This window comes from Actinomadura sp. NPDC048021 (assembly GCF_040653135.1).
In the GTDB taxonomy this organism is placed as follows: Bacteria; Actinomycetota; Actinomycetes; order Streptosporangiales; family Streptosporangiaceae; genus Spirillospora; species Spirillospora verrucosospora.
The window spans coordinates 66,328-81,538 of record NZ_JBEZJQ010000032.1 but is presented as its reverse complement, the minus strand read 5'-3'; the positions used below and the strand labels follow the sequence as shown (position 1 = coordinate 81,538).

Sequence of the window (15,211 nt, the reverse complement as noted above, 5' to 3'; positions counted from 1 at the left end):
ATGTCTCGCGTCTTCGTAGCCACCCGACCAAGGGTAACGAGAGGCCGCGAGGCGCTTCCCCACCGGCCCGCGCCTCCCGCGGGCCCGCGTCCGTCCCGGTCAGCGGGCCCCGGCCGCGAGCGCCGCATCAGCGGGCGGTTACCCTGGCGCGCATGGCGATGGAAGCCCCTGAACCCCCGGTGGACTACGACATCCACACCACGGCGGGAAAGATCGCGGATCTGGAACGGCGCCGCTACGAGGCGGTGCACGCCGGCTCGGCGCGCGCCGTGGAGAAGCAGCACGCCAAGGGCAAGATGACGGCCCGGGAGCGGATCGACGCGCTCCTGGACCCCGGCTCGTTCGTCGAGTTCGACGAGATGGCGCGGCACCGCTCCACCAACTTCGGGATGGAGAAGAACCGCCCCTACGGCGACGGCGTCGTCACCGGGTACGGCACGGTCGACGGACGTCCCGTCGCGGTCTTCAGCCAGGACTTCACCGTCTCCGGCGGCTCCCTCGGCGAGGTCTTCGGCGAGAAGATCTGCAAGGTCATGGACCACGCGGTCACGACCGGCTGCCCGGTGATCGGCATCAACGACTCGGGCGGCGCGCGGATCCAGGAGGGCGTGGTCGCGCTCGGCCTGTACGCGGAGATCTTCAAGCGGAACGTGCACGCCTCCGGCGTCATCCCGCAGATCTCGCTGGTCATGGGGCCGTGCGCGGGCGGGGCCGTGTACTCCCCCGCGATCACCGACTTCATCGTCATGGTGGACCAGACGTCCCACATGTTCATCACCGGGCCGGACGTCATCAAGACGGTCACCGGCGAGGAGGTGACCATGGAGGAGCTCGGCGGCGCCCACTCGCACAACTCGCGCTCCGGGGTCGCCCACTACCAGGGGTCGGACGAGGACGACGCGATCGAGTACGTCAAGGCGCTGCTGTCGTACCTGCCGTCGAACAACCTCTCGGACGCGCCCGCGTTCGACGTGCCCGTCGACCCCTCCGAGGTGGACGAGGAGCTCGACTCCCTCATCCCCGACTCCCCGAACCAGCCGTACGACATGCACACCGCCATCGAGCACGTGCTGGACGACGGCGAGTTCCTGGAGGTCCAGGCGCTGTACGCGCCCAACATCATCGTCGGCTTCGGCCGGGTCGAGGGCCACTCGGTCGGCGTCGTCGCCAACCAGCCGATGCAGTTCGCCGGGACGCTCGACATCGACGCCTCCGAGAAGGCCGCCCGGTTCGTCCGGACGTGCGACGCCTTCAACATCCCGGTGCTGACGTTCGTGGACGTCCCCGGCTTCCTGCCCGGCACCGACCAGGAGTGGAACGGGATCATCCGGCGCGGCGCGAAGCTCCTGTACGCCTACGCCGAGGCCACCGTCCCGCTCGTCACGATCATCACCCGCAAGGCCTACGGCGGCGCCTACGACGTCATGGGGTCCAAGCACCTCGGCGCCGACATCAACCTGGCCTGGCCGACCGCGCAGATCGCCGTGATGGGCGCGCAGGGCGCGGTCAACATCCTGTACCGGCGCGAGCTGGCCGCCGCGGACGACCCCGACGCCCGCCGCGCCGAGCTGATCACCGAGTACGAGGACGCGCTCGCCAATCCCTACATCGCGGCGGACCGCGGCTACATCGACAACGTGATCAAGCCGTCCGAGACGCGCGGGCAGGTCGTGCGGGCGCTGCGGGCGCTGCGCGAGAAGCGCAAGACCCTGCCGCCCAAGAAGCATGGGAACATCCCGCTCTAGCGGGGACACGCCGGGAATGTTGGAGATCTTGTGACCGCCGACAGCAAGCCGTTCCTCCGGGTCGTCCGCGGCGACCCGGGTCCGGAGGAGGTCGCGGCGCTCGTCGCCGTGCTGACCGCCCGCGCCCGGGCGGCCGCCGCGTCCGGCGACGGCGCGGCCCGGCCCGCCCCGTCGCGCTGGGCCGACCGCTCCCGGCTCGTCCGCGCCTCTCTCGCGGGCGGGCCGCGGCCGCGGGGGCCGGGCGCGTGGAGGGCGAGCGGTCTGCCGCGCTGACGCCCGGCGCCGGCCGCGCCGGGCGGCCCCGCGACATCTAAGCGTGGTTCGCACCCGGCAGGGCGCTCCGCACGAATAAGGTGGAAGGCCATGGCCACCTCGGAGTACGTCCCTCAGCCCGCGCGATACGCGATCTTCGTCGACGCGGGGTACCTCTACGCGGCCTCCGGGGCCCTCCTGCTCGGTTGCGGTTCCCGGCGCGAGTACCGGGTCGCCGCGGAGAAGTTGATCAAGGCGCTCACCGACCACGCCGACGAGCAGCGGCGCGGCGAGCTGCTGCGGGTGTACTGGTTCGACGCCGCGCCGAGGCGCCAGCCGACCGTCGACCAGCGGGTGATCGCCAACCTGCCGCTGGTGAAGCTGCGCCTGGGCAACCTGAACGCGCAGGGGCAGCAGAAGGGCGTGGACGCCCAGCTGCGCGCCGACCTGGAGGCCCTGGCCCGGCACCGCGCGATCACCGACGCGGTGCTGCTGGCCGGCGACGAGGACATGCTGCCCGCCGTGGAGGCCGCGCAGCGCTACGGCGTCCGCGTGCACCTGTGGGGCGTGGAGCCGACGCACGGCTCCAACCAGGCCGAGTGGCTGGTGTGGGAGTCCGACACGGTCGAGGTGCTGCCCGCCGAGTTCCTGCGCCCGTACTTCACCAAGGCCAAGGTGCTGCCGGTGCCCGCGCCCGGCTCCGCCGCCGCGGTCCGCGACGCCGCGGCCGCCGCGCAGCGCACCAGCCCCGTCCCGTCGCCGTCGCAGGTGTTCGCGGGACGTCCCCCGGCGGTCAAGCCGACGCCCGCGGCGGCCCGCGCGGCCGTCCCGGTGCCGGGCGCCGCCACCCCCGCCACGGTGGCCGCGTCGCTGAACTCCGCCACGGCCGCGCCGTCCGACGGCAAGCTCGGCCCCGACCGCGACCACATGCTGGAGATCGGCGAGCACGTCGCCCAGAAGTGGATCTTCGAGCGCGGCCGGGACAACATCCGCGACCTGCTGCCCGGCCCGATCCTGCCGCCCGTCATCGACAAGGAGCTGCTGATCGAGGCGGAGAAGGAGCTCGGCGGCTCGCTGCGCCCCTACCAGGAGGCCCGCACCTGGCTGCGGGACGGCTTCTGGGAGCGCGTCTACCGCGAGTTCGGCATAGGCATCGGCAAGTCCGACTGACGGACCGGCCGCGGCGCCTCAGCGGAGGATGTCGTGGCCTGCGCGGCGCGCGCGTCGGTGGGCGACGCGCATGGCGGCGCCCACTCCGAGCCGGTAGACGAGTCTGGACGGCGGTGTCCGGTAGGCGAGTTCCGTGTGCGGGGCGTAGCGCACCTCGGGGCCGTTCTCCAGCCAGCCGGTGTGGACGCGCTGGTGCTGCCCCTGGACGTACTTGGTGAAGGAGTGGGCGGTCAGGCCGGCGCGGCGCCCGCCGCCGGGGAGGATCCCGGGAGGCGGGTCGAGCAGTATGCCGTCCTGGTCGTCGCCGGTGACGGAGACGGGGATCACCATGGGGAAGCCGTCGGCGCCGGAGTCGGCGCCCAGCGTCTCCGGGTAGTCGCCGAGCGGGGCCGAGAGCGATGCGGCGCCCTGGACCAGCACGTATTCAGGCCGGTCGCTGTAGCCGTGGTCGCGCGTGTGGAAGGCCAGGGCGACCTTGGGCTCGCGCTTGATGCGCTGGAGCTTCTTCCAGCCTCCGACCGAACTGTTCACCGTGACGGTTCCGCCGTCGCGGTCACGTGCGCCGAAGTTGGTGACCGGGGTGAGCACCACCCCGCGGGCCGGGGTGACGGTGGCGAGGATGACGGCCTGGTCGCCGCCGATGATGTCGTCGACGGTGTCGGGCCAGTGCGCCAGGGTCATCGATCGCTCCCCTCAGAACGGGACCGAATCTAACAGACGTAAGTGTTTTTTAGAGGGGCCGGCGGGCTTTGCGCCGTTCGTGGCGGTGAACCGCGCACCCCGCGGACCGGCCGGCACCCGATACCGTCTCCGCAGTGAACACGTTTGGCAATTAGCCGGATGCAGAACGTCGTCCCTAGGTAAGGTCCCCGCCGTGATTGGGGGAGACCGCGCATGCAACCTCACAAGGGACGATCACGGGCCGCCGCGCTGCCGCTCGCCGCGGCCCTCGCGCTGACCGGCCTGGCCGGGTGCGAGTCGCCCGTCCCCTTCTACCGGCCCGGGGAGGGCTCCCCGGACGACCCGGTCGTCGGGCTCGGCGGACCGGCGCCCTACCTGCCGGCGCGCCCGGGCGGCGCGCCGCGCGCGTCCGAGTCCGGGCCGCCCGGCGGGGTGCCCGTCACGCCGGCGGGCGGCCGCGTCTACGCCGCCACCGGCCCCGGGATGCTCGCCCCGGCGGCCCGCGGGCTCCCGGCGCGGCTGTACGTGCCGAACGGCCCGTACGTCGACGTCCTCGACCCCGCCGGGCTCAGGCTCGTCGGCCGGTTCCCCACCGGGGCGCCGGTGTCGCGGGTGGCGCCGTCGTGGGATCTGCGGCGGCTGTGGGCCACCGACCGCGCGAACGGCCTGCTCGTCCCGCTCGGTCCGCGCAGCGGGAGACTGGGCCGCCCGGTCGGGGTCACCGCGCCGACCGGGCTCTACTTCTCCCCCGACGGCCGCGACGCGCTCGTCCTGGCACGCCGCCCGGACCGGATCGACGTGCGCGACCCGCGCACGATGGCGGCGCGGGGGACGGCGCCCCTGCCGTGCGCGGCCGGCCACGCCGACTTCACCCCCGACGGCGCGTCCCTGGTGGCCACGTGCGCCGCCGCCGGCGTGCTCGCCCGCGTCGACCTGGCGAGCCGCGCCGTCTCCGGCACGCTGCGGCTGCCCGGCGGAGCGCGGCCCGGCGACCTGCGCCTGTCCCCCGACGGGTCCGCCTTCTACGTCGCCGACGCCCGGCAGGGCGGGGTGTGGCTGGTGGACGCCCGGCGGTTCACCCCGCTGGGGTTCGTCCGGACGGGAGCCGGCGCCCGGGGCCTGGCGATCAGCAGGGACGCGCGCCGGCTCTTCGTCGTCGGCGGCGGCGCCGTCACCGCCGTCGAGTTCGGAACGCGGCGGGTCGCGGCGCGCTGGCCGCTGCCCGGCGGCGGCTCGCCCGCGCCGGGCGGGGTGTCCCCGGACGGGACGGCCCTGTGGCTCGCCGACCCCGCCGGGCTCGTCTACGCCGTCTCGACCCGGACCGGGCACGTCGTCCGGTCCGTCCGGGTCGGCGGGCGCCCGGCGGGGATGTGCGTGCATCCGCAGCCCGGCCGCTACTCGCTGGGCGGCACCGGCCTGTACCGCTAGCGGGGCCGGCTAGCGCGAACCGACATGGTGCCAGTCGGGGAGCAGCTCCTCGACGAGCGCCTCGGTCTCGGGCTGGAGCCCGTCGAACAGCGGGTCCCGGACGACGCGGCCGCGCAGCTCGTCCACGGCCACCTGGACCTGCGCGACGTCGCCGGTCGCGTGGGTGGCGCGGAGCAGGTCGCGCCACAGGCCCTCGTCCTCGGGGGCGAGCCGCAGCCCGGCGCGGGCCGCGCCCACCGCGCCGCGCGGGTCGCCCTCCTCCAGCCGCAGCACGACGAGGCGGTGCGCGACGTCGATGACCCGCGCGGGCGCCTCGAACTCCAGGTCGTGGTCGGCGAGCCAGGCGTACCGGCCGCGCGGCCGGTCGGCGAGGAGCGGGCCGCGGACGAGGTCCAGCGCGTACGCCATGTAGGCGGTCTCGGACGCCGGCTCGGCCGCCGACCGCCACACCAGCCACCGGAACACGTTCAGGTCGACGCGCACCTCGGAGCCGAGCCGGATCCGGCCCCGGTCGTCGTAGTACAGGTTGGGGCGGCCTCGGGCGTCGCGGCCGAGCCAGTCCGACACGCGGGCCACGCACGCGTCGCGGACCCCGGCGGAGACGCCGCGCGGCCAGACCGCGCCCGACAGCACCGTCGGATGGACGCCCTCCGGGTGTGCCGCGAGGTACACCAGCAGCTCCGTGCACAGCTCGCGGCGGGACTCGTCCATCGGCCCCGGCGCATCGACCTCGATCGGGCCGAGCAGCCGGACCTCCACCGACGACTCCTGCGCGGTCGGCGGCTCCTCGCCTCCGGCGAGGCCGGGCAGCTCCACCGGCTCCAGCCGCGCGGCCGTGCGGAACAGCTCGAACACGCCGCGGTAGTCGTCGTCGCCGACGAGCTGCGCCTCGACGTCGAAGCCGAGCACGCCGGCCGTCAGGCGCCCGGCGGCGTCGACGTCCCACGTCCAGGTGGCGCCCTGCACGTCGCCGGGCACGAGGTAGCCGGCGGCCATCCGGGTGCCGGTGCGGGCCAGCGCGACGAGCCGGTCGGCGTCCCGCTCGGGGGGCTGGTCGGCCATGATCAGGTAGTGCGGCATCCACGCCTCGCCGAACACGCCGCGGCAGCGCCCGGTGAGCACCGAGTCGACGCCGGACGCGGCCAGCGCCTGCCGCACCTCCTCGCTGCGGCCCTCCAGCTCGGGCAGCGCGTCCTCCAGCGTCGGGACGGACCGGACCCGGTCGGGGGCGATCTCCGCCAGGCCCTCGCCGAGCTCGGCGTCGAACCCGACGAGCGTGATCCGCATGTGGTCGGACCAGCGGTTGGTGGCCAGCTCCAGCGCGACCGCCGACAGCACGGCGCGGCGGGTCTCCTCGGGCCCGCGCAGCGCGATCAGCCCGTGCGCGGCCTCCAGGTCGACGAGGATGCGGCCGTTGTCGTTCGTGCCGATCGAGACCAGGCCGGGGTAGGGGGCGAGGACGTCGGCGAGGTCGGAGGCCTCCAGGCCCGGCAGCGCGTCGGCGCCCAGCCGCCACACCTGCCCGTCGTCGAACGCCTGCCAGGGCGCGGGCGGGTTCCGGTCGGCGGGCGCGATCCACAGGTCGAGGCTGCCGCGCCCGAGGTGCACGCCGTAGATGGTCGGCAGGGCGCGCCCGCCCGCCGCCATCGACTTGGACATGTGCCGAAGCCCGAGGTCGAGCAGCCGCGCCGCGTCGTCGTCGGCGCCGATCCGCAGGGCCCGCTCCGCCTCGACGGCCGCCCCCTCCGGCCGGCCGATCATGTGCCCGAACGCGCGGTGCCACATCTGGGTGCGGCGCCGCCGGCCGAGCGCGCCGAGCAGCCCGGCGGCGAGCAGCGACGCCGCGGCGAGTCCGTGCGGCCAGCTCACGTCGAACCTGTCGCCGGTCTCGGCCGAGGGCCTCTCCGTCCCGCCGTCGTGCGCGGGCGGCTGCGCGGTCTCCGTCCTGTCCGGCCCTGACTTCTCCGGCGCGGGCGCCTTCGGCTCGGTGTGCTGCGGCGCCGGGGTCGGCGAGGCCGACGGCCGCGGGACGACCGGCGGGGCCTGGGACGCGGGCGGCTGCGTCGGCTTGGCTTCGTGTGTGGGCGGCTCGTGCGTGGGCGGCGCCTGATGGGTCGGTGGCGCCTGATGCGTGGGCGGCGTCTGCTGCTGCGGCGGCGTCTGCTGCGCCGGCGGGGTGGGCTTCGGCGCCGCGGGCGGGGCCGGGTTCGGCCTGGCGGGGGCGTCGGGGACGGCGTGCCCGTGCCGGAAGTAGTCCTGGAGGTCCTTGGTGGGGATGACCTGCGCGTGCTTGGCGTCCGCGGGCATCTCCAGGATCCAGCCGGGACGGATCAGGCTCGCGATCGTCAGCCGCGTCCCGTCCGGCTGGATGTGGCCCTTGTTGAGGGAGTAGATCTCGTTGTAGCGGCGGCCCTCGCCGAGGCACTTCTCGGCGATCTCCCACAGGGACTCGTGGTGCCGGCCCTCGGGCGGACGCACCCGGTAGATCTTGGTGGTGGCGGCCTTCTCGGCCGGGCTCGCGGCGAGGTTCTCGGCGGCCGGGGCGGCGGCGGGCCGCTCCGGCGCCTCGGGGATCTGGTGGAACTCCGCCGCCTGCGGCTGCATCTGCACGGCGGGCGGACGCTGGGCCAGCCCGCCGGAGAGCGCCGGCATGATCGAAGTGGTGGCGGTGAACAGCAGCAGCGCCGCCACGACGAGCCGGTGCACGAGCGACTGCGTCCCGCCCGCGAGCGGCACCCGCGCGGGGACGCCGACGCCGCGGATCCCCGCGTACACCTCGACGACCACGCACGCCGCGAGCTGGATCCAGGCGAGCCACACCAGCACCACGAGGATCGCGATGAGCGAGCCGGGGCCCACCCGGTGCGTGAGGTCGGACGCGGACGGCACGTGGTCCGGCAGCGGCGAACCGAAGATCGTCAACAGCGCGAACGGGACGCCGGCCATCAGCGCGGCGAGCAGGACGAGCGCCCCGATCCCCGCCAGCACATCGCCCGCGCTGCGCTGCCTCCGCACCCGGACGGGTGTCCTGCGCTCCTGCCGCGTCACCATCGCGCCCCTGCCGTTCTCCGGTCCCTGGACGTCGTCCTCATGGTAGATCTGTTCTCGCCGATGCTCACGGGTTCGTTCCTCCCGGTCCGCCCGTGACGGGGCGGGCGGTCGCGCTGGAGGTCATCTGGAACTCGCCGAAGCCCGGAATGATCCCGAGCAGCTGGGGCCGCACGCTGATCCGCACGCTGACGGCGACCTCCTGCTCGTCGGCGTCGCACCGCGACCCGGTCACCTGGTCGCTGTAGGAGGCCAGCAGGTCGCACGCCGCCGCGCGGGCCTTGCCGGGGTCGAGGACGGGCTTGCCGGTCTGCCGCAGGGCGTCGGGGTCGATCTGGTTCGCGCCGGCGCGGGCGGCCTGCTCGGCCATGTCCGCCGCGCGCTGCCGGGCGTGGATGGCGAGGCCGCCGTCCACGAGCAGCCCGGCCAGCAGGATGACGACCGGGGTGAACAGCACCGTGTACATCGCGATCGTGCCCCGGTCGCGGCCGTCGCCGACGGCCCGTGCCTCCGGCCGGCCCCGCCGTCCCGGCGCCTTGCGCGGTCCCGTCATGGCGTGTCCTCCGGCGGCTCGTCGTCCGTCCCGCGGAAGGTGTAGGTGTCGACGGGCGCGATCGCGTGCCCCTGGAGCCGCTTGCTGCCGGGCAGCCCGATGAACGCCAGGTCGCCGAGGTCGACGTCGCAGGTGATGGTCACGTCGACGCTGCCGCCCGGCCCCCAGCTGGACACGTCGGTCTCCACGGTGGGGCCGCCGGAGCACCAGGAGGTGCCGCGCAGCCCGGCGGACGCGGTGTCGGAGGCGAGGCCCTCCGCGTCTCCCGCGCTGCGCGCGATGGACGCGGCGCGGGCGGCGTCGCGGGCCGCGCCGTCCACCTGGCTCTTGGCGTCCACCATGCGCCCCGCGCCCGCGAGGAACAGCAGGAACGCGACGAAGATGGGCGTGACGAGGACCATCTCCAGCGACATGGACCCGCCGTCGGCGACGAGGCGCGGCAGGCGGGCCCTCATCCGCCCGCTCCCCGCTGGCACGCCGTCCCGGAACCGACGTCGGGACGGAAGCACTCGATCGGGCCCTGCGAGCGCTGCGACACGTGGAACCTCATGAACGGGACGACCTGGACGGCCTCGCCGCTGACCTCGACCCAGCGCTCGTCGTTCTCCTCCCCCGCCCGGACCTGGAGCCCGCCGAGCAGGTTCGGCCCGATCTCGCGCACGCTGGAGGACGCCTTCGCGGTCGCCGCGCCCTCCCAGCCGCCGCCGACCGGGGAGGTGCGCGCGACGCGGGCGCCCGACTGCGCCGCCGCGAGGGCGACGTGCCGGGCGTGGAAGACCATGGCGAACTGCACCGCGGCGAGCATCATCATGATGAGGACCGGGGTGAGCAGCGCCCACTCCATCGACGAGGCGCCCGCGTCGGAGGAGGCGCCGGGTTCCCTGGGCCGCACGGCGGTCAGCCCGTGTTGATGCTGTTGGCCTTGTCCTGGATCTTCTTCTGGATCACCGCCCCGATCGTGATCGCGATCAGCGCGAGGATCGCGGTGATGATCGCCCATTCGATCGCGGACGCGCCGCGGCACCGCTCCTCCTCGTCTCGCAGTCGCGCCAGGCGGGTGCCGAGCAGGGCGCGCAGGTAGACGACGGCCGGGTCGTTCAGGGGATTGAGCGGGCTCATCGTGACAGCTCCAGGGGCGTGGGTCGGTGAACGGGTCGGGGAAGGTTCGCGGTCATGAGGCCAGCACCCGCATGAGGGCCGGATAGGCGAGGAAGATCAGGAAGCCGGCGCACAGGAACAGCTGCGCGATGAGCATCGACTGGGAGCGCTCGCCCGCCTTGCCCTCCAGCTCCGACAGCTCGCGGCTGCGCATCGACGCGGCGCGGGCGGCGAGGGACTTGCGGATCTGGGCGCCGTCGTCGGACACCAGCGCGAGCGCGCCCGCGAGGTCGCGCAGCTCGGCGATGTCGACCTCCTCGCCGAGCCCGCCGAGCGCCTGCCAGGGCGTCTGGCCGGTGATGCGGGCGTTGGCCAGGGCGTCGCGGATGCGGTGCATGGCCCAGCCCTCGCCGACGTTCGAGGCGGTCATCAGCGCCTCGGGGACGCCGCGGCCGCCCGCGAGGTTCATCGACACCAGGTCGAGGAACGCGCCGACGACGTGCCGGAAGTCCTGCCGGCGCGACTGCGCCTCCTGCCGGAGCTGCATGTCGGGAAAGAAGAAGAACAGGCCGGCGAACAGCACGCAGATCCACACCGGGACGGCGACCGAGGAGCCGAGCCCGAGCAGCGTGAAGTAGGCGACGACCAGCGGGATGAACACCAGCGCGGCGGCGGGCAGCAGGAACTTGGTGGCGAGGAACGCCTCCAGCGACCGCTCGGTGATCGCCAGGTCGGCGCGGACCGACCGCAGCCGCCAGCCGCGCGCCTCGCACATCCGCGCCAGTTCCCGTCCGAGCTTCTCCCGCGTCCCGCCGAACCGTCCCGGCGTCGGCGCCGGCGTCCCGGACCGCCGCTGCTCCAGGTCGCGGCGGCGGGCGGCGTCGAGCGCCGCCATCCGCGCGGCGAGGCCGGGCCGCGACGGGAACAGCGCCCGGAAGAGCACGTACAGGCCGAACCCGACGACGGCCCCGGCGATCATCGCGGCGTTCACGGGACGCCACCGCCCTCGGCGGCGCGGCCCTGCCAGCCCGCGACCGTGCTCGGCACCTCGCCGGGCACGCCGGGCTGGGCGGCCCCGCGCGGCTCGCTGAGGAACCGGCCGGGCATCTCGTACCGCGACAGGCGGCGCAGCCACAGGAAGGCGGCGCCGTACAGGGCGACGACGATGCAGAGGACGAGCTGCCCGAGGACGTCGTCGTACGGCTCGACGTAGGAGTGGTTGAACACGGCGAGCGCCAGGGCCGTCCCGACGGACACGGCGACGACGATCCGGACGCTGCGCCGGGTCGCGCGGCGGTCGGCCTCCACGCGGCGGCGCATGTCCAGCTCGGCGCGGGCCGAGTCGGCGAGGGCGCCCAGCATGTCGCGCAGCCCGGGGCCGCGCAGCTTGGCGTTCAGGATCAGCGCGGCGATCACCAGGTCGGCGGACGGGTCGTCCAGGTCGTCGGCGAACCGGCGCAGCGCCTCCGGCATCGGGACGCGGGTGTGCAGCCGGTCGACGAGGTTGCGCAGCGGCTGCTGGAGGGCCGGCGCGGCGGCGCGCTGGGAGGCGGGGATGGCCTGCTCCAGCCCGACGGCGCCGGCGATGGTGTCGCGGAGCGACTCCGTCCACGCGGCGAGGGCCTCCAGCCGCGCCATGCCCCTGCGCTCCTCGGCGGCGCCGCCCGCCAGGCCGTTCCAGGCGAGGACGAGCGCGCCGGTGCCGCCGGCGGCGATCGGCCAGCGCGTCACGATCAGCACGACGGCGCCGACGATGACGGCGAGGGCAGTGCGGGTGGTGAGGGTGCGGACCAGGTCCTCGCGGCTGCGGCCGCGGGCGGGCCCGCGGCGCGGCGGCAGCCCGCGCATCGCGACGATCAGCAGCAGGAGGCCGCCGCCGACCGCGGCGCCGGTGACGACGGCGAGCATCACGTCCGGCGCGTACATCAGCCGTCACCCCCGCGCGTCACCAGGACCCCCCGGCGGACGGGTCGTAGCCGTGCTCGACCAGGTCGGCGATGCACGCGATGGGCGCCGCGGGGACGGCGTACCCGGCGGGCCCGAGCGCGAAGATCTCCGAGGACAGCACGCGCCCGTCCACGCCGGTGACCTCCCGGACGCTGGCCACGTAGCGGCGCAGCCGGCCGCCGGAGGCGTAGTCGTTGCGCTTCTCGATGAACACCACGAAGTCGATCGCGCCCGCGATCAGCATGTGGGTCGCCTCGACCGGCAGCCGCTCCTCGGACTGGATCGCGTACGTGGCGACGCGGTTGAAGACCTCCGCCGAGGAGTTGGCGTGGATCGTCGACAGGGATCCGTCGTTGCCCTGCGTCATCGCGTTCAGCATCGTGACGATCTCGTCGCCGAGGACCTCGCCGACGATCACCCGGGACGGGTTCATCCGCAGCGACCGGCGGACCAGCTCGGCCATCGAGATCGCGCCCTGGCCCTCGGAGTTCGGCAGCCGCTGCTCGAACGCGACGCAGTTCGGGTGGAGCTCGGGGAACGCGTCGAGGCCGAGTTCGAGGGCGCGCTCGACGGTGATCAGCCGCTCGTGCGGCGGGATCTCGTTGGCGACGGCGCGCAGCAGCGTCGTCTTCCCCGCGTTGGTCGCGCCCGCGATCATGATGTTCTTGCGGGCGTGCACGGCGGCGCGGAAGAACTGCCCGACCTCCTGCGTGATCGTGCCGTTGCCGACCAGGTCGGCGAGGAACACCTTGCCGAGGCGGGCGCGGCGGATCGACAGCGCGGGGCGGACGGTCACGTCCATCACCGCCGACAGCCGCGACCCGTCCGGGAGCCGCAGGTCCAGCTGCGGGTTCGCGGTGTCGAACGGGCGCGAGGACAGCCCGCTGTAGGCGGCGAGGATCTGGATCAGCTCGACCAGCTCCTCGTCGCTCTCGGCGACGGGCTCGCCCATGGCCTCGCGGCCGTCGGCGTAGCCGAGGAACACCCGGTCGCAGCCGTTGATGTCGATGTTCTCGATCTCGGGGTCCTCCAGCAGCGGCTGGAGCCGGCCGACGCCGAACAGGGCCGCGTGCACGCCGGCGGCGAGGGCCTCCTCCTCTTCGGCGTTCGGCGGCCGGCGCCCCGAGGTGATCTCGCCGCGCGCGAACTCCTCCAGCACCTGGCCGATCAGGGCGCGGGCGAACTGCCGCTCGTCCTCCCCGGACATCGGCGGGAGCCCGTTGGCGGCGTCCAGCCGGCGCTGCCGGGCCAGCCGGTCGCCGACCTCCTGGCGGAGACGTTTGACCAGAGCGTGGTCCATCTAGCGCCTCCCCTCCTCGTGCCCGCCGCCCGCGGGGACGTGCGGCGCCTGCCGCGGCGACGGGGGTCCCTGCGGCGGCTGCTCGGGCGGTCCCGGCGGGAGCGGGACGTCGTGCCCCGCGGGAGGCGCTCCGGGGGGCCCGGCGAAAGGCGCGGCGGAGACCGCGGCGGGCAGGCGCCCGACCAGGTCGGCGGCGACCTCGCGCGCCGACCGGATGAGCAGCGAACGGTCCAGCCGCCCGCCCCAGCTGCCGGACAGCAGGTCGGCGCCCTTCGGGTCGAGGGCCAGGCCGCCGAGGACGGTGACGTCCGGCGGCGGAGGGCCCTGCGCGGCGTCGGCGGCGCGCCCGCGCACCCCCGCGAGGATCCGGTCGACCTCGGCGATGGAGCCGCGGAAGTCGCGCGGGTCGGCGAGCACCAGCACGCCGACGGGCGGCCCGCCGCGCAGTTCCGCGGTCAGCGCGGCGACGCGCTCGCGCAGGTGGGCGACCTGCTCCAGGGTGGCCCTGGTGAGCAGGACGACGAGGTCGGCCTCGTGCATGAGGTCGATCAGCGGGCTGGCCGCGCCGAGCCGCCCGCAGTCGGCGATCACGTCGACGGGGGCGAGGCCGGCGAACGCCCGGCCGAGCGGCCCCCACAGCCACGTCATCGCGTGCGCCTGCTCGGCGTTGGTGACGCCGACGAGCACGTCGAGGCCGCCGGAGAGCCGCTGGCAGTGCTCGGCGACCTGGTCGGGGCGCAGCCCGCGGCGGGCCGTGGCGGCGAGGCTGAGCAGCCCGCGCGAGGGGTTGAGCATGCCGCCGTCGGCGTCGCCGTCCGGCTGGGCGGAGGGCAGCCGGTAGACCAGGTCGCCGCCCGCCTGGTCGCATTCGGCGACGAGCACGGGACGCGGCCACACGGCGCCGAGCGCGACCGCCGCGGTCGTGACGCCCGGCGCGCCCTTGTCGGCCGCCAGCGCGATGAGTGCCACCGTCAGTTACCGCCCGTGCCTGGGCCCGGGGTGCCGGCGCCGGGGGTGCCGGCTCCGGGAGTGCCGGCTCCGGGAGTGCCGGTTCCGGGGACGGGCTGGACGCCGTTGCCGCCGTCCGAGCCCTCGGGCGCCGCGGGCGGCACCGAGACGTTCGTGCCGGGCGGGAGCAGCGCGAGCGCGACCGTCCCGGCGGAGGCCGCCTGCGTCACCCGCGCCGCGTCGGCCGGGAGCACGGCGACGTCGACGCTCGTCTGCTCGGACCGCAGCCGCGTCGGGCCGCCGCCGTCCCCGGCGCCGACGTTCAGCACGACCGCGTCCCGCGCGAGGACGGTCCCGGCGCGCGGCCCGCCGCCCGTCCCGCCGCCGACCGCGAACAGGGTGACGTGCGCGCCGCGGGTGACGTTCCCGGAGGGCATCTGGCCCGGCTTGAGCGCGAGCCCGACGACGAGCCGGCCGCTGGTGGGCGCGTCGGCCGGGCTGATCATGGAGTTGGTCAGCAGCGCGCCCTTCACCAGCGGGACGGCCGCGAAGTACCGGCTCACCTTCGCCCGCTCGGACCACTTGAGGTACTGGATGCCGGTGTCGCCGATCTGCACCTCTTCGAGGGCGCCCGCCGGGATCCGCTGCCCGGCCGCAACCGGCTGGGCGATGCGGATCGCCGAGACCCGCTCGCCGCTGGCCATCACGAGGTAGGCGCTGGCGAGGGCGCCGCCGAGGATCAGCAGCACCGCCAGCGCGGCGAGCGCCGGTCTGCGCTCGCGCGAGGACGCGGGGAGCCGCTGCCCTCCCGAGGTGCCGAGCCCCGACCGGCCGAGTCCCGTCCCGCCGGACGAGCCCGCCGCGCCGCCGCCGGAGATGGTCGACTGGTTGGCCTTCATCGCGCTGCCCACGCGCTCCTTCCCGCCCTGACCCGGCCCCGTCCCACCGGAGTCCGCGTCGTCGAGCGATCCATGCTCGCGGGGGCGGAGAGGTCACGTCAATGGATTCGCGGGAGCCGAGCGCCCCCATATCCGAGCACAC

Annotated in this window: 15 protein-coding genes; 4 read left to right on the top strand and 11 right to left on the bottom strand. The window is 75.1% G+C overall.

Annotated features, from left to right (window positions below; translation table 11 throughout):
- Positions 1-152: 152 nt before the first annotated feature.
- From AB0C87_RS37100 to AB0C87_RS37090, 3 genes are all read left to right on the top strand, one after another.
- Positions 153-1,745: an acyl-CoA carboxylase subunit beta gene (locus tag AB0C87_RS37100; RefSeq protein ID WP_345187295.1), complete on the top strand. Its 1,593-nt coding sequence runs from the start codon at positions 153-155 to the stop codon at positions 1,743-1,745.
- Between the two features lie 30 nt (positions 1,746-1,775).
- Entirely contained in the window at positions 1,776-2,018 is a 243-nt protein-coding gene (locus AB0C87_RS37095) for an acyl-CoA carboxylase subunit epsilon (RefSeq protein ID WP_360581544.1), read from the top strand.
- A 90-nt stretch (positions 2,019-2,108) separates the two neighbouring features.
- On the top strand, positions 2,109-3,167 hold the full coding sequence (locus AB0C87_RS37090) for an NYN domain-containing protein (RefSeq protein ID WP_345176822.1): 1,059 nt from the start codon (positions 2,109-2,111) through the stop codon (positions 3,165-3,167).
- 18 nt (positions 3,168-3,185) lie between these two features.
- Here AB0C87_RS37090 and AB0C87_RS37085 read toward each other — a convergent pair whose 3' ends face one another.
- Positions 3,186-3,848 (bottom strand): pyridoxamine 5'-phosphate oxidase family protein, encoded by a 663-nt coding sequence (locus AB0C87_RS37085; protein ID WP_360581543.1) that lies wholly within the window; start codon positions 3,846-3,848, stop codon positions 3,186-3,188.
- A gap of 213 nt (positions 3,849-4,061) precedes the next feature.
- Between AB0C87_RS37085 and AB0C87_RS37080 the strand changes: the two genes are divergently transcribed.
- Entirely contained in the window at positions 4,062-5,276 is a 1,215-nt protein-coding gene (locus AB0C87_RS37080) for a YncE family protein (protein ID WP_360581542.1), read from the top strand.
- Between the two features lie 9 nt (positions 5,277-5,285).
- On the opposite strand, the gene AB0C87_RS37075 is transcribed toward AB0C87_RS37080, so the two are convergent.
- The 10 genes from AB0C87_RS37075 to AB0C87_RS37030 form a co-directional block, all read right to left on the bottom strand.
- Positions 5,286-8,327: a BTAD domain-containing putative transcriptional regulator gene (locus tag AB0C87_RS37075; protein ID WP_360581541.1), complete on the bottom strand. Its 3,042-nt coding sequence runs from the start codon at positions 8,325-8,327 to the stop codon at positions 5,286-5,288.
- Positions 8,328-8,391: 64 nt separating this feature from the next.
- Complete coding sequence (locus AB0C87_RS37070) at positions 8,392-8,877, bottom strand: pilus assembly protein TadG-related protein (RefSeq protein WP_353833704.1); 486 nt, start codon at positions 8,875-8,877, stop codon at positions 8,392-8,394.
- Positions 8,874-9,332 carry a TadE family protein gene (locus AB0C87_RS37065; protein WP_360581540.1) on the bottom strand — a complete coding sequence of 153 codons (459 nt, stop codon included), beginning with the start codon at positions 9,330-9,332 and terminating at the stop codon, positions 8,874-8,876. Before AB0C87_RS37065 ends, AB0C87_RS37070 begins: the two co-directional genes overlap by 4 nt.
- Positions 9,329-9,769 carry a TadE family protein gene (locus AB0C87_RS37060; RefSeq protein ID WP_345176809.1) on the bottom strand — a complete coding sequence of 147 codons (441 nt, stop codon included), beginning with the start codon at positions 9,767-9,769 and terminating at the stop codon, positions 9,329-9,331. The genes AB0C87_RS37065 and AB0C87_RS37060 overlap by 4 nt, the downstream gene beginning before the upstream one ends.
- Before the next feature lie 5 nt (positions 9,770-9,774).
- A complete protein-coding gene (locus AB0C87_RS37055; protein ID WP_089314798.1) occupies positions 9,775-9,996 on the bottom strand; it encodes a hypothetical protein in 222 nt (73 codons plus the stop codon).
- 52 nt (positions 9,997-10,048) lie between these two features.
- A complete protein-coding gene (locus AB0C87_RS37050) occupies positions 10,049-10,966 on the bottom strand; it encodes a type II secretion system F family protein (RefSeq protein ID WP_345176806.1) in 918 nt (305 codons plus the stop codon).
- Positions 10,963-11,901, bottom strand: coding sequence for a type II secretion system F family protein (locus AB0C87_RS37045; RefSeq protein WP_360581539.1), 939 nt, complete (start codon positions 11,899-11,901; stop codon positions 10,963-10,965). Before AB0C87_RS37045 ends, AB0C87_RS37050 begins: the two co-directional genes overlap by 4 nt.
- Positions 11,902-11,920: 19 nt before the next feature.
- Complete coding sequence (locus tag AB0C87_RS37040; protein WP_345176800.1) at positions 11,921-13,222, bottom strand: ATPase, T2SS/T4P/T4SS family; 1,302 nt, start codon at positions 13,220-13,222, stop codon at positions 11,921-11,923.
- The gene (locus AB0C87_RS37035) at positions 13,223-14,191 is read right to left on the bottom strand and encodes a hypothetical protein (protein ID WP_360581538.1); all 969 of its coding nucleotides are present in this window, start codon (positions 14,189-14,191) and stop codon (positions 13,223-13,225) included.
- 2 nt (positions 14,192-14,193) lie between these two features.
- A complete protein-coding gene (locus AB0C87_RS37030; protein WP_345176795.1) occupies positions 14,194-15,081 on the bottom strand; it encodes a hypothetical protein in 888 nt (295 codons plus the stop codon).
- Between the last annotated feature and the right edge of the window lie 130 nt (positions 15,082-15,211).

Coding starts and splice junctions, on each gene's coding strand:
- AB0C87_RS37075 (WP_360581541.1), bottom strand. CDS start 8,327: ATGGTGACGCGGCAGGAGCGCAGGACACCCGTCCGGGTGCGGAGGCAG.
- AB0C87_RS37055 (WP_089314798.1), bottom strand. CDS start 9,996: ATGAGCCCGCTCAATCCCCTGAACGACCCGGCCGTCGTCTACCTGCGC.
- AB0C87_RS37065 (WP_360581540.1), bottom strand. CDS start 9,332: ATGAGGGCCCGCCTGCCGCGCCTCGTCGCCGACGGCGGGTCCATGTCG.
- AB0C87_RS37080 (WP_360581542.1), top strand. CDS start 4,062: ATGCAACCTCACAAGGGACGATCACGGGCCGCCGCGCTGCCGCTCGCC.
- AB0C87_RS37070 (WP_353833704.1), bottom strand. CDS start 8,877: ATGACGGGACCGCGCAAGGCGCCGGGACGGCGGGGCCGGCCGGAGGCA.
- AB0C87_RS37100 (WP_345187295.1), top strand. CDS start 153: ATGGCGATGGAAGCCCCTGAACCCCCGGTGGACTACGACATCCACACC.
- AB0C87_RS37090 (WP_345176822.1), top strand. CDS start 2,109: ATGGCCACCTCGGAGTACGTCCCTCAGCCCGCGCGATACGCGATCTTC.
- AB0C87_RS37045 (WP_360581539.1), bottom strand. CDS start 11,901: ATGTACGCGCCGGACGTGATGCTCGCCGTCGTCACCGGCGCCGCGGTC.
- AB0C87_RS37085 (WP_360581543.1), bottom strand. CDS start 3,848: ATGACCCTGGCGCACTGGCCCGACACCGTCGACGACATCATCGGCGGC.
- AB0C87_RS37040 (WP_345176800.1), bottom strand. CDS start 13,222: ATGGACCACGCTCTGGTCAAACGTCTCCGCCAGGAGGTCGGCGACCGG.